The sequence below is a fragment of the Pseudomonas sp. TKO26 genome (assembly GCF_003225665.1).
Classification (GTDB): Bacteria; Pseudomonadota; Gammaproteobacteria; order Pseudomonadales; family Pseudomonadaceae; genus Aquipseudomonas; species Aquipseudomonas saponiphila.
Genome location: NZ_QKLN01000006.1, coordinates 137,673 through 150,914, shown reverse-complemented (window position 1 = coordinate 150,914; position 13,242 = coordinate 137,673). Strand labels below are relative to the sequence as shown.

Genomic DNA, 13,242 nt, shown 5'->3' with positions numbered 1-13,242 from the left:
ACGCCAAGGAGCCCATTAATGCCGCCTAAAGGACATGAAAAGATCGTCCGCCGCAGTATTCCCGGGCTGCCGAGCCTGCCGCGACCGGTGTACGGGCGCACCGAATCCTTGCCCAACCGGGCCCTGACCCGGCGCCACAGCCACCCCTGGGTGCAGTTGTCTTATGCGATTGCCGGCGTGCTGGAGATCCAGACCAGTGACGGACGCTTTGTCGCCCCGCCGCAGCGCGCGGTGTGGATTCCCGCCGGCGTACCGCACCGGGTGTTCAGCTCGCCCCGCACCGAAATGCGCAGCCTGTACCTGGATTGCAGCGTTACCACTTGGGCTGCGACAGACAGCTGCCAGGTGCTGGCGGTCAGCAGCCTGCTGCGCGAGCTGATCCGCGCCTTCAGCGAACTGCCGGTGGAGTATGTCGAGAACAGCGCCGACGGGCGCCTGGCCCAGGTGCTGCTGGACCAGTTGGCCGCTGCGCCGCAGCTGGACCTGATGCTGCCGCTACCCCTGGACCCGCGGTTGCGCACGATCTACCGCAGCCTGCAGGCACATCCGGAGCAGGCGACCACCCTGGGCCAGTGGGGCCAGAAGCTCGGGGTCACGGAGAAGACCCTCAGTCGCCTGTTTCTCAAGGACACCGGGCTGACCTTTCGCGCCTGGCGCCAGCGCCTGCGTCTGCTCGGCGCGCTGACCCCGCTGGAGCAGGGCGAGCGGGTCACCGATGTGGCCCTGGCCTGCGGCTATGACTCGACCTCGGCGTTCATCGCCGCGTTTCGCCAGCAGTTCGATGCCACACCGGGTGAATTCTTCCGTGATTTATGACGGCTGGCTGCCAATTCCTCCGCTGCCACAGGTTGCGAATGTGCGACGAAGCGACGCCGGGCAGGCGTCGAGGATTGTCAGGACGCGGGTAGGGGGCTGCTGCGCAGCCCATCGCAGCCTGCGGCAGCGGCTACAGAGTGCGGTCCTCAGGTTCTTGATGGGCGCAGCAGTTCGATCTGCTCCGGCGGCACCAGGGTGCGCAGCCTTTTGTACAAGGCCCGGGTTTCCAGCAGGTTCCAGATCCGCAGCAGGGTTTCCAGGGCGTCCAGCGGCTTGCTGATGAAGTCCCGCGCGCCCAGGGCCAGGGCCCGCAGGCGGGTGTCGCGGGTGGCGTCGGCGGTGAGCACCAGGATCGGCAGGTAGTCGTGGGCCGGGATCCGCCGGTTGAGCTGTTCGAGCACGGCAAAGCCATCGAACTCGGGCATGTGCAGGTCGAGGATCACCAGGTCCGGCTCGAAGCTGTTGAACAGCTCCAGGGTGCGCAGTGGTTGGGTGCTGCTCAGGACGTTGTGCAGGCCTTCGCGGGCCAGCAGCTGCTCCATCAGGTCAAGGTTGGGGCGCTGGTCATCAATGATGAGGATGCGCATATCGGCACTCATAGGGGCTCCGCTAGACAGGCATCGAGGTGGGCGAGGAACACCGGGATGTGGATCGGTTTGCTCAGGATCGCCGTGGCCCCGGCCTCGCGCAGGGCGCGCTGGGTCGGTTCGCTGGCATCGGCGGTGATCATCAGGATCGGCGTGCTGGCGGTGCTGCTGGAGGCTCGTAGCCGTTGCAGCACTTCCAGGCCTTGCAGGTCCGGCAGGTGGACGTCCAGCAGGATCATCTGCGGCGCGTGCTGGCGCGCCAGGTCCAGGCCCATCTGGCCTTGCATGCTCGACAGCAACTGAATGCCGGGGCGTCGTTGCAGCAGGGTTTCGATCAGCGCCAGGCTTTGCAGGTTGTCCTCAATGCACAGCACCTTGCCCTGGTAACGGCTGGCGGCCTGTACTGCGGCTGGCGCTAGTGCCGGGGCCGTGCAGGCGGCGACCGCAGGTGCGTCGGGCAGGCTCACGTAAGGCAATTCCAGGGTGAAGCGGCTGCCGCTGCCGGGCGTGCTGTGCACGCTCAGGCTGCCCTCCATCATTTCCAGCAGGCTCTTGCTCAGTGCCAGCCCCAGGCCGGTGCCTTCGACCCTGGGGTCGGCGTCCAGGCGTTCGAACGGTTTGAACAGCAACTCCAGGCGATGGGCTGCGATCCCGGCGCCGGTGTCGATCACGCTCAGGCGCAGGCGCGACTGCTCGATTGTCACTTCAATGCTGACCCGGCCACCCGCGCGGTTGTACTTGATGGCATTGGACAGCAGGTTCAGCAGGACCTGGATCAGCCGCTGGCGATCGGCAATCACCCCGCTGTCGGCGGGCAGTTCCGGCAAGACGCTGAGCTGGATGCCGGCATCGGTGGCCATCGGCGACACCAGGGTCAGGGCCTCATGCAGCACCGCCGCCAGGGGCATGGGTTCGACGTTCAGCGGCAGGCGCCCGGCTTCGATGCGGGCAATGTCCAGCACCTCGTTGATCAGCCCCAGCAGGTGCTGGCCGGCCCGCAGGATATGCCCCACCTGAGGCCGCTGGCCGGCGCTGGAGTCCATGTCCAGCAGTTGGGCGAAGCCGAGGATGGCATTGAGCGGGGTGCGCAGTTCGTGGCTCATGCGCGAGAGGAACTCGCTCTTGGCACGGCTGGCGCTTTCGGCTTCTTCGCGGGCGGTGCCCAGGGCGATTTCCGCGGCGCGGCGGTCGGTGATGTCCCGGGTGATCTTGGAAAACCCCCGCAGGGCGCCGCTGGCATCGTATTGCGCGGTGATCACCACGCTGGCCCAGAAGCGGCTGCCGTCCTTGCGGCAGCGCCAGCCTTCTTCCATGTAGTGGCCGTTGGCGGTGGCTTCGCGCAGGGCCATGTCCGGGTGCTGCGGGCATTCTTCCGGCAGGTAGAACAGGGAGAAGTGACGGCCGATGATTTCCTGGTCGCGGTAGCCCTTGATCCGTTCGGCGCCGAAGTTCCAGGTGGTGACCATGCCGGCGGTGTCCAGGGCGAAGATCCCGTAGTCCTTGACCCCTTCGATGATCAGCCGCAGGCGTTCCTCGTTGTCGCGCAGGGCGCGCTCGCGTTCGGCCAGCAGTTGCCCGGCCTCCACCAGGCGCGTGCCCAGCTGGCCAATCTCGTCCAGCTCCGGGGCTTGTGGCAGCAGGGGTTGGCCCAGGGCCAGGCGCTGGGCGTTGCCCTGGACCTGCTGCACCCGGGTGACGATGCCGCGCGACAGCAACAGTACCGCGACGATGGCGCCGAACAGCCCGCAACCGGCGGCCAGCAGGGTGGCGAACAGCAGGCGCATGCGGGTCGCCGCCGCGGCCGCGGTGCGCTCGGCCAGCAGCGCGTCCTCGTGGATGCGCATGGCGCTGATCTGCTCACGCAGCACGTCCAACACCTGTTTGTTGTCGATGAGGATCGCGGTCACGGTGGCGCTGTCGTCGCGGCTGCCGTTGCGCAGGGCCACCAGGCCTTCGAGCTTGGTCTGGATCAGCGGGGTGATGCTGTGCAGGTACTCACGCATGCGTGCGTCGCGCACATTGTGGTCCAGGCGTTGCAGGGCCGCTTCGATCTGCGGGCGGGCCTGGAGGTAGGTGGGCAGGAAATCCTCGCTGCGGGTCAGCAAGTAACCGCGCACGCTGGCCGCGGCCTCGGCCAGCAGGGTGTGCACGGTCTGGATATCGCCCTGCACCAGCAGCACCCGGCGCACGTCCTCTTCGGCGCGGGCGGTCTGGCGTTCGGCGCTGTAGATCAGCACCAGGGACAGCAGCAGGATCACCAGGGGCAGGGAGATTACCACCAGCGCCTTGCCGCGCAGCGGCAGGTCGGCCCAGCGTCGGGCGCTGCGCAGGTTCATGGCCACTGCCCGCTGGGCTGGGCCACCAGCCCCAGGGCGATGCCGCGCACCGCCGCCTGGGTGCGGTCGGAGGCGCCGAGCTTGCCGATCACCCGCTCGACGTGGGCCTTGGCGGTGCCGGTGGTGATGCCGAGCTTTTCGCCAATCTCGCGGTTGCTGAAGCCGCCGGCCACCAGCCCCAGCACCTGGCGCTCGCGGGCGGTCAGGGCCTGGGCCTGGGGCAGCTGGCCGCTGCCGCGTTCGGTCATGCGTCGCAGCAGGCGCGCACTGACCGCGCTATTGAGGGCCTCCTCGCCCTGGGCCACCCGTTGCAGAGCGCCGATCACTTCGTCGCGGCTAGCGTCTTTCAACAGGTAGCCCACGGCGCCGGCGGTCATGGCCGCTTCCAGGTGGTCGGGGCTGTCGTCCATGGTGAAGATCACCACCTTGACCTCGGGCTGGCGCTGCTGCAGAAGGCGCGCGGCCCCCAGGCCGTTGAGCCGGGGCATGCGGATGTCGAGGATGGCGATGTCCGGGCGCAATTGCTCGCACAGGGCCAGGGCCTCTTCACCGTCCCTGGCCTGGCCCACCACCTCGAACTCCGGATTGCCCGCCAGCAGGGCGACGAAGCCGGTGCGGGTCACTTCATGATCGTCCGCCAGGACCAGGCGTATCAGGCTACTCATGGCGTTTGCTCCAAGGGTTGCACGGGCACGCTGGCGAGCAGGCGGGTGCCGCTGCCGGGCTGGCTCTCGCAGCTGAAGTGGCCGCCCAGCAGATGGGCGCGCTCGTGCATGGCGACCTGACCCAGTTGATCGGCCAGCGGGGCCGGCGAGCTGATGAAACCGCAACCGTCGTCGCTGACCCCGAGCAGCGCCTGGCCGCCTTCCAGGGCCAGGCTCAGGTGCACCTGGGAGGCCCGGGCGTGCTTGAGGATGTTGTTGATGGCTTCCTGGGCGATGCGGAACAGGGCGATTTCCACGGCATCGGGCAGGCGCTCTGGCGCGCGCTGCCCCCAGTACACCAGCAGGCCGGCGTCGCGCAGGCGGTCGGCCTCGCGGTCAATGGCCCGCAGCAGGCCGAAGTCGTCGAGCACATGGGGGCGCAAGCCGCCGATCAATTGCCGGCCTTCACCGACGCAACCCTGGGCCAGTTGCAGGATGGTCTGCAGGTCCTGGTGCAGCTCGGCGGGCAACGGCGGACAGCGCCCGGCAAAGCCCTGCAGGCGCTGATGGAGTCCGGCCAGGGTTTGCGCCAGGCCGTCGTGCAGGTCATAGGCGACCCGCTTGCGTTCGTCTTCCTGGGCACTGAACAGGCGCTGCACCAGTTCCGACATGCTGCGCTCACGGGCTTGCAGGTCGCGCAGCAGGCGCTGGTTTTCCAGGTGTGCCGCCAGCAGGGTCGCCAGCAGTTGCAGGGATTCCAGGTCTTCACTGTCCGGGGCGCTGATGGGCACGCTATTGGCCAGCAGCAGGGCGCCGAAGGCGCGGCCGTCGGCGCGGTGCAGCAGCACCCGCACCGCAGCGTCCTGGTTGGGCGGGGGGGCTGGCCACTGTGGGTGATCGGCCAGGGCGCGCAGGCCTTGCAGGCGTTCTTCATGACCCTGGGCCGCGCGGGTGTGGACCACGCCATCCTCGGCCCATTCCAGCAGCAGCCCGTGGTCCATGGCGGCAAAGGCGCAAGCCCGCTGCACCACCCGCTGGCGCATCTGCTCGGGGGGCAGTTGCAGCAGTTCCTGGCCGGTGTCCACCAGCAGCCGCAGGCGCGCGGCGCGGCTCTGGGACTGTCGATACTGGCTGCGCAGGGCCAGGGCGCTGGCGGGGTCGAGGGAAGGGGTGGACATGGCGGTGCTCCAGTGCGGCGGCGCTGCGGTTGAACAAAAGCAGGCATTAGACCCGCTGCTGCACGTCACGCCTATCTGCCGAATGGCATAGGCCAAAAGCTCCAGTTGGCCGATGGCGCGGGCGACGACGATGGGCAAAGTGTGGCTCATTGAAACCCACTGGAGACATCGTATGAAACTGAAAACCACTGCCCTGGCCCTGTTTTTCGCCTTCACCGCTCCACTGGCTGTGGCCGCCGAGGTCAAGCCGTATGTCTACAGCGCCGTTGCCGAGCAGCCGCAAGCGGCCCAGGACCGCGAGATCGCCGGCCTGTTCGATCGCTGGAACAGCGCCTTGCAGACCGGCAACCCGCAATCGGTGGTGAGCCTGTATGCGCCGAATGCGGTGTTGCAGCCGACCGTGTCGAACCAGGTGCGCAGCACCCACGCACAGATCCAGGACTACTTCGAACACTTCCTGGCGTCCAAGCCGGTAGGGCAGATCAACTACCGTGAAATCCGTCACCTGGGCCCGGATGCCGCCCTGGACAGCGGCGTCTACACCTTCACCCTGACCGATGCGTCCGGCAAGGCCGAGAAGGTCCAGGCGCGCTACACCTTCCTGTACGAGCGCATCGATGGCCAGTGGAAGATCCTCAACCATCACTCCTCGGCCATGCCGGAAGTCCAGCCGCAGCTGGCCGCTCACTGATCCACCTTGCGTTGCCTTCACGCCGAGCTCTCGCTCGGCGTTGTCGTTTTCGCTGCTCACTGCTCGCGGTAGCGCCCCGGGGTCATGCCGAACCAGCGCAGGCAGGCCTTGTGAAAGCTGCTCTGGTCGCGAAAGCCCAGCAGCGCGCCGATGTACTTGACGCTGCGCATGGAGTTGCGCAGGAAGCTGTGGGCCAGCATCAAGCGGGCTTCGTCCAGCAAGGCCGAGAAATGCACGTCTTCGTGTCCCAGGCGGCGTTGCAGGCTGCGGGTGCTGACCCCGACCATCTGCGCGATGTTCGGCAGGTCGCTTGGGGCGCCCTGGGCCAGGCGTTCGGACAGCGCTCGGCGGACCCTGGCGGTCATCGAGCCGTTGTGCAGCAGGTTGAGGCGGTTGCGCGCGTATTCCAGGTGCAGCACGTCCAGGGCCGGGTCGGCGGTGGGCAGGGCAATGGCGCAATCCTGGCTGCTGAAGGACAGGCTGTTGTAGGGCGCGCAGAACTGCAGGTTGTCCCCCAAGAGCTGACGCAGTGACGTGGTGTCCAGGGGTTCGGGGTAGGTGAAGCTGGCCGCCAGGGGCCGCAGTTTGTACTGCGGCAACAACCAGTGCAGCAGGCCCAGGGTCTGGGCCGCGCCGGCGTCGATAAAGGCCCGGGGCATGATCGAGGGTTCGCTGGTCACGTCGAAGCCGATCAGGGTCAGCATCTGCGGTTTGCGTTCCAGGCACATGCAGAAGCCGTTGCTGATCAGCGCGTGGTAATCCACCAGGCGTTGCAGCGCGATGCCCAGGGTGGCGCAGGACATCACCGCATACCCCAACGCCTCCAGGTTGGCCGGATGGGCCTTGCTGTAGGCCAGCAGGCCCAGATCCGGCTTGCCGGTGCGGCGCACGGCTTCCTGTATCACCTGATAGACCAGTTCCAGCCTCACGCCCTTGGGGTTTTCATACACATCCCGCAGGCTGCTGCCGAATTGCTTGAGCAAGGTTTCGACGTGGGCGCCGCCCTCATTCATGACATCGGCAAGCACCCGAAAGCTGGCGCTGGTCATTCTATGCATAGGTCTTCCTGGACTGATGGCTAAGTGATACCGCAGAGGCCATTGGCATGATTGCAATAAACACGGGGCCACAGATGATTCGGCAGTGCCGCGGGTTTCCGAGGACAAGCGAAAGGTATCCAGGAACACTTCCTCAAGGCCTGTGCCAGGGTCGATCATGCTCGGCCAGGGGCCCTTGGGAAGGGTGACGGCCAGCGCGTCGCCTCCGGTTCGCCGCAAGGGTGCCGTTGTCTTGCCCCGGGGAGTTGTCATGCAAAGCGTCAGAGACTTTTATCGTGAACTGGCCCAGGGCCGCCTGATGCTGGCGTTCCAGCCGGTGGTGTGGCTGCCCGACAGCAGCCGGGTGCTGTACCACGAAGGCTTGCTGCGCCACATCGATGCCCAGGGCGGCGAAGTCTATCCTCTGGCGCTGCTGGAAAAACACCAACTGATGCGCGAGCTCGATCACAGCGTGGTGCGCTGCGTGATCGACGCGCTGCACCGTGACGAGCGCCTGCGCCTGGGCTGCAATATTTCCGCCCAGAGCGCGATCATCGACGGCTTCTGGTTGCCGATTCTGCAGGTGCTCCGGGACTTCCCCTCAGTGGCCGCGCGACTGGTGATCGAGATCACCGAAAGCGCCACGCCGCCGAGCATCGAGGCGGCCAGCGAGTTCGTCCTGTGCCTGCGGGAACTGGGCTGCCGGGTGGCCATCGACGATTTCGGCGCTGGCCTTGGCACCCTGGAATTCATCCGCCAGACCCGGCCGGACATCGTCAAGATCGACAAGGGCTACATCCAGCGCGCCCGCGGTGAACTCAACAGCGCCCAGACCCTCAGCCACCTGGTGCAGCTGTGCAAGACCCTGGCGCCCTGCGTGATCATCGAAGGCGTAGAGACGGGCACCGACCAGAACCTGGCTACCGCCTGTGGTGGCGAGTGGGGGCAGGGCTATCTGTTCGGGCGTCCGCAGGTGGATCGCCTCGGCCGGCGTTGCTGCCTGGAACAGCAGCGGATGGCCGCGCTGTGCGCACCGGATCAGGCGTAGCCATGCTGCGGCAGCGGGGCAGGGATGGCGCGCAGTTCAGTCGGGCTGCACAGTGATGGGCGGGGTGTTGGCGGTCGGGTCTTGCACCTCGGCAGCGACGGGCAATGCCGGCAGGTCTTCCAGGGGCGAACGCGTCATGTCCACGTGCATGTTGCGCTTGGGCCGTTCCGGCTGGAACGCGTCGTAGGGCAGCAGCACGGTGTCGAGCGCCGCATCCAGGGGCAGGCTGGCGATCATCAGGATCGGGCACACCACCATCACCCAGCAGCCGCCGGTGATCATGCGTGCGTAGCCCATGTCGTAGCCGGTGAGCACTTGGGCGTTGGTCTTGACGCTGCGGTAGTAGCGATCGTCGCGAAAGTCCAGAGCGTTGCCGCGAGTCATGTAGGTGCCACAGCCGGACAGCAGCAGGGTGTTGAGCAGCAACAGGTAATTGATGATTCGGATGATCAGGCTTCCATTCAGGGCTGTGGCAGGGGTGCGAGACTCATGGCTTCATCGCGTCGTAGGGCAGCAGCACGGTGTCGACGGCGGCGTCCAGGGGCAGGCTGGCGATCATCAGGACAGGACACACCACCGTGACCCAGCAGGCGCCAGTGATCATGCGTGCGTGGCCCATGTCGTAGCCGGTGAGTATCTGCGCGTTCATCGTCGTGCCGCGGTAATAGCGGTCGTCGCGCCAATCATGGCCGCTACGAACCACGTAGGTGCCGCAACCGCTCAGCAGCAGAGTGTTGAGCAACAGGCAAAGGATGCTTCGGATGATCAGGCTTCCACGCAGGGTCGAGGCAGGGGCCGGCGAGAATCAGTGATTCATCGCGTCATAGGGCAGCAGCGCGGTGTCGGCCACGGCGTCCACCGGCAGGCTGACGATGGCTACCACCGGGCAGACGATGCTCATCCAGCAGAAGACCGTGGTATAGCCGTCGTAGCCGCTGGCGCCGCGCATGGTCAGCAGTTCGATATTGGCCTGGGTGCCTTTGTAGTAGTCGTAGCCGCTATGGGCATTGGGGGTGCGGGCGATCAGGGTGCCGCAGCCCGCCAGGGACAGCAGGGACAATGTCAGTACAGCGTTGAGCGCTTTGATGATGCCATTCCTTAGCGAGCGGATTTTTGCCGCGCGCATCGTCGCAGAAGCCGAGCGCGCAAGCTAGATAGGGCGCGGATAAATAACAGGACGCAAATAAAAACAGGCCGCTGATCAATAACGGGGCACCAATAGCTGATCGGCGGGCGCCGCCCGATCAGATTTCAGATGGAATCAATAGCAGCAGGTCAGTATCGCCGACATCCACCCCGGCCTGGGTCAGCAGGGTGCTGGCCTGGCCCCGGTGATGGGTCTGGTGATTGAAGAAATGCACCAGCAGGGCGTGGAAATTGCGCTCGGCGGCCACGCCTTTGGTGTTGGCGTAATGCAGGTTGCTGTCCAGGTCGGCCTCGCTCAGGGATTGGCTGAAATCGAGGATCAACTGGTCCAGCCATTGGCGCTGCTGCCAGAGCCCGTCGAGGTTTGGGAACAGCAGGGTCTTGAGGTCCCGGGGCAGGGCCACTTGCTGCAGCGGCGCCAGGGCCGCAAACCTCGCCGGGTGTTGGGCGAAGCGCTTGAGCCAGATGGTGTCGCCGGCCAGCAAATGATTGAGGGTGCCGAGGATCGAGCCGAAAAAGGCCTGGCGATCGAGCACGATCTGCGCCTCGGGCAGAGTCATGGCGGCGTGGTACAGCTTGGCGTTCATCCATTGGTTGTAGCGGGCCATCAGGTACAGGTGCTCGGTGCGCTGCATTGTGGTTGCTCCGTGATTTGCCGGGCTGGCGCGCAGCAGCTTCGCAAGCCTCGATGCCCGGGTGCAAGGGGCGTCGCCAACGCTGTGTGCACGGAGTGTTTTGCACAGGTTGCAGGCATTAAAAAAACCGCCCCTTTGGCCCCGATAACATCGTTTCTCGGGGCTTTGGGTTTTCTCTATATTGGCCACCAGATCCAGCGCGGCAACAGGCCGCGCGCCTTTTATGGTGAGCCGTTGCAATGAATAAAAAAACTGAACGCACAGGGCTGGAAAACCCCGGGACCGCCACTCGGGTGGTCTGGGGCGGAGAGCAGATCCGTCACCCCTACAACGCCACGCAAACGCCGATTGTCGCCAGCGCCGCTTATGGCTACGACGACATCGACCAGTGGTACGACGTGGCCCTGGGCAAGGCCCCGGGCTTCATCTACAGCCGCATGAGCAACCCCACGGTGGAAACCCTGGAAGCCAAATTGTGCGACCTGGAAAACGCCGAGTCGGCAGTGGCCTTCAGCAGCGGCATGGCGGCCATCAGCGGGGTGCTCTACAGCTTCCTGCGCCACGGCCAGCGGGTGGTGTCGACCAAGGACAGCTACGGCGGCACCAATAAGATTTTCGAGGAGTTCCTGCCACGCATGGGCGTGGCCGTGACCCTCTGCGAAACCTTCGATCAGCAGCAGATCGAAGCCGAGATCGCCCAGGGCTGCGACCTGCTGTACCTGGAAACCCCGACCAACCCGACGCTGAAGATCGTTGATATCCAGCGTCTGGTGAGCGCGGCGAAACAGGTCGGTGCCCTGGTGGTGGCGGACAACACCTTCGCCACGCCGCTGAACCAGAACCCCCTGGCCCTGGGCGTGGACGTGGTGATTCACAGCGCCACCAAGTTCCTCAGTGGCCACGGCGATGTGCTGGGCGGCGTGGCCTGCGGCAGCGAGTCGCTGATGAGCCAGGTGCGTCACTACCGGGAAATCAACGGCGCCAGCCTCGATCCGTTCTCGGCCTACCTGATCATCCGCGGGATCAAGACCCTGGCCCTGCGCATGCGCCAGCAACAGCACAGTGCCGCGCAGCTGGCGCAGTTCCTGCTCAACGAACCGTTGGTGGAGTCGGTGAACTACCCGGGCCTGCCGAGCCACCCGAACCACGCCGTGGCCTGTGCGCAGATGCGCGGTTTCGGCGCCATCGTCAGCTTTGTCCTGGTGGGCGGCATGGACAGCGTCAAGCTGCTCTTGCCGCGCCTGCGCTATGCCCACTGCGCCGGCAACCTGGGCGCGGTGGAGACCATCTACGGTCCAGCGCGCACCACCAGCCATGTGGAAAACACCCTGGAAGAGCGTCAGGCCCTGGGCATTTCCGAAGGGCTGGTACGGATCTCGGTGGGTATCGAAGACACCGATGACCTGCTGGCCGACCTGCAACAGGCCTTTGCCTGGCTGCGCCAATCGCTCAAGCACAACCCGGCGCCCGGCGCCGTCCCTTCCCTGAATGCCCGGGCCGAGGTGGCCCACTGAAAGAGCGCGCAACACCCCCACAGCAAGGCAGCCAGTGGGGGCTTCATGAAGAGGAATAACAATAAAAACCTGGTGGCATCCGATTTGTTTTCTGCCCATTTCCACAGTCGCAGAAATTGAGACTTGCCCTGACAACTTTCATGAGAACCATCATGTCCCTACAAGAACAACAGACCGACTTGCGCGGCGGCTTCAAGCAAGAAATGCAGACCCGGCACATTGTCATGCTCGCCCTCGGCGGGGTGATCGGCACCGGACTGTTCCTCACTTCCGGCTACACGGTGAACCAGGCCGGTCCGCTGGGCGCGGTGATCGCCTACATCATCGGCGCGCTGATGGTGTACCTGGTGATGATGTGCCTGGGCGAACTGGCGGTGCAGATGCCCGAGACCGGCTCCTTCAGCACCTACGCCACACGCTTTCTCGGCCCCGGCACCGGCTACACCGTGGCCTGGCTGTACTGGCTGACCTGGACCGTGGCCATCGGCTCGGAATTCACCGCCGCCGGCATCCTCATGGCCCGCTGGTTCCCCGAGACCCCGGTGTGGATCTGGAGCGCGCTGTTCGCCATGGTGGTGTTCCTGTCCAACGTGGTGTCGGTGCGGCTGTTCGCCGAAACCGAGTTCTGGCTGTCGCTGGTCAAGGTGGTCACCGTGCTGGCGTTCCTGGCAGTGGGCGGCGGGGCGATCCTCGGCGTTCTGCACATCGACCAGGCCCACAGCATCGGCCTGAGCAACTTCACCCGCGAGGGGCTGTTCCCCACCGGCTTCATGCCGATCGCCATGACCCTGCTGGCGGTGGCCTTCGCCTTCTCCGGCACCGAGCTGATCGGTATCGCCGCCGGCGAAACCCGTGACCCGCAACGCAACGTGCCACGGGCGATCCGCACCACGGTGCTGCGCCTGGCGATCTTCTTCGTCGGCACCATCTTCGTTCTCGCCACCCTGTTGCCCCGGGAGCAGGCCGGTCTGGTGGAAAGTCCGTTCGTCACGGTGTTCACCTACATCGGCATTCCCTACTCGGCCGACATCATGAACTTCGTGATCATCAGCGCGCTGCTGTCCGCCGCCAACTCCGGGCTGTACGCCGCCTCGCGGATGCTCTGGACCCTGAGCGACCAGGGCCATTTGCCCAAGCAGTTCTCGGCCCTGACCCGCATGGGCACGCCGCTCAACGCGATCATCGTGAGCATGGCCGGTGGTGCTGCTTCGCTGCTCAGCAGCGTGTTCGCCCCGGACACCATCTACCTGGCCCTGGTGTCGATTTCCGGGCTGGCGGTAGTGGTGGTGTGGATGAGCATCGCCGCCAGCCAGATCGCCTTCCGCCGTCACTATGTGGCCAACGGCGGTGATGTGCGCGACTTGAAATTCCGTGTCCGTGGCTACCCCTGGGTGCCGCTGGGTGCACTGTTCTGTTGCGCCCTGGCTTGTATCGGCATCGGCTTCGATCCCGAGCAGCGGGTGGCCCTGTACTTCGGTGTGCCGTTCATCGCCTGGTGCTACTTCGTGTATTACATTACCCGCAGTAGCCGCCAGCGGCGCCTGGCCCTGGCACCCCTGGCACGCTCGTCCGATGCCCTGCCGGGCTGACGGCCGGCAACGGCATCCAGG

Annotated in this window: 14 protein-coding genes; 5 read left to right on the top strand and 9 right to left on the bottom strand. The window is 65.7% G+C overall.

Features of this window, described 5'->3' with window-relative positions:
* Positions 1-18: 18 nt before the first annotated feature.
* On the top strand, positions 19-816 hold the full coding sequence (locus DNK59_RS11390) for a helix-turn-helix transcriptional regulator (protein ID WP_110723255.1): 798 nt from the start codon (positions 19-21) through the stop codon (positions 814-816).
* Between the two features lie 146 nt (positions 817-962).
* On the opposite strand, the gene DNK59_RS11385 is transcribed toward DNK59_RS11390, so the two are convergent.
* Genes DNK59_RS11385 through DNK59_RS11370 form a run of 4 tightly spaced genes read right to left on the bottom strand, consistent with a single transcriptional unit; the run spans position 963 to position 5,561 of the window.
* Positions 963-1,415, bottom strand: a complete 453-nt coding sequence (locus DNK59_RS11385) for a response regulator (RefSeq protein ID WP_092313235.1) — start codon at positions 1,413-1,415, stop codon at positions 963-965.
* Positions 1,412-3,739, bottom strand: coding sequence for an ATP-binding protein (locus DNK59_RS11380; RefSeq protein WP_110723254.1), 2,328 nt, complete (start codon positions 3,737-3,739; stop codon positions 1,412-1,414). The genes DNK59_RS11385 and DNK59_RS11380 overlap by 4 nt, the downstream gene beginning before the upstream one ends.
* Positions 3,736-4,404, bottom strand: a complete 669-nt coding sequence (locus tag DNK59_RS11375; RefSeq protein WP_110723253.1) for a response regulator transcription factor — start codon at positions 4,402-4,404, stop codon at positions 3,736-3,738. The genes DNK59_RS11380 and DNK59_RS11375 overlap by 4 nt, the downstream gene beginning before the upstream one ends.
* Positions 4,401-5,561, bottom strand: a complete 1,161-nt coding sequence (locus tag DNK59_RS11370; protein WP_110723252.1) for a sensor histidine kinase — start codon at positions 5,559-5,561, stop codon at positions 4,401-4,403. The genes DNK59_RS11375 and DNK59_RS11370 overlap by 4 nt, the downstream gene beginning before the upstream one ends.
* Positions 5,562-5,733: 172 nt before the next feature.
* Between DNK59_RS11370 and DNK59_RS11365 the strand changes: the two genes are divergently transcribed.
* Entirely contained in the window at positions 5,734-6,252 is a 519-nt protein-coding gene (locus DNK59_RS11365) for an SgcJ/EcaC family oxidoreductase (protein ID WP_047305201.1), read from the top strand.
* Positions 6,253-6,308: 56 nt separating this feature from the next.
* Here the strand turns inward: DNK59_RS11365 and DNK59_RS11360 are convergent, their stop codons facing one another.
* Positions 6,309-7,310, bottom strand: coding sequence for an AraC family transcriptional regulator (locus tag DNK59_RS11360; RefSeq protein WP_110723251.1), 1,002 nt, complete (start codon positions 7,308-7,310; stop codon positions 6,309-6,311).
* Positions 7,311-7,560: 250 nt separating this feature from the next.
* Here DNK59_RS11360 and DNK59_RS11355 point away from each other — a divergent pair, with 250 nt between their 5' ends.
* A complete protein-coding gene (locus DNK59_RS11355; protein WP_110723250.1) occupies positions 7,561-8,337 on the top strand; it encodes an EAL domain-containing protein in 777 nt (258 codons plus the stop codon).
* Between the two features lie 36 nt (positions 8,338-8,373).
* Here the strand turns inward: DNK59_RS11355 and DNK59_RS11350 are convergent, their stop codons facing one another.
* From DNK59_RS11350 to DNK59_RS11335, 4 genes are all read right to left on the bottom strand, one after another.
* On the bottom strand, positions 8,374-8,763 hold the full coding sequence (locus DNK59_RS11350) for a YceK/YidQ family lipoprotein (RefSeq protein WP_256596335.1): 390 nt from the start codon (positions 8,761-8,763) through the stop codon (positions 8,374-8,376).
* Positions 8,764-8,824: 61 nt separating this feature from the next.
* Positions 8,825-9,079 carry a YceK/YidQ family lipoprotein gene (locus DNK59_RS11345; RefSeq protein ID WP_371920278.1) on the bottom strand — a complete coding sequence of 85 codons (255 nt, stop codon included), beginning with the start codon at positions 9,077-9,079 and terminating at the stop codon, positions 8,825-8,827.
* 63 nt (positions 9,080-9,142) lie between these two features.
* Positions 9,143-9,463, bottom strand: a complete 321-nt coding sequence (locus tag DNK59_RS11340) for a YceK/YidQ family lipoprotein (RefSeq protein ID WP_092313259.1) — start codon at positions 9,461-9,463, stop codon at positions 9,143-9,145.
* Positions 9,464-9,581: 118 nt separating this feature from the next.
* Entirely contained in the window at positions 9,582-10,118 is a 537-nt protein-coding gene (locus DNK59_RS11335) for a DinB family protein (protein WP_110723248.1), read from the bottom strand.
* A 239-nt stretch (positions 10,119-10,357) separates the two neighbouring features.
* Between DNK59_RS11335 and DNK59_RS11330 the strand changes: the two genes are divergently transcribed.
* Together DNK59_RS11330 and DNK59_RS11325 are read left to right on the top strand one after the other, a co-directional pair.
* On the top strand, positions 10,358-11,632 hold the full coding sequence (locus tag DNK59_RS11330; RefSeq protein ID WP_110723247.1) for a cystathionine gamma-synthase family protein: 1,275 nt from the start codon (positions 10,358-10,360) through the stop codon (positions 11,630-11,632).
* Positions 11,633-11,784: 152 nt separating this feature from the next.
* Positions 11,785-13,221 (top strand): amino acid permease, encoded by a 1,437-nt coding sequence (locus tag DNK59_RS11325; protein WP_110723246.1) that lies wholly within the window; start codon positions 11,785-11,787, stop codon positions 13,219-13,221.
* Positions 13,222-13,242 lie beyond the last annotated feature (21 nt).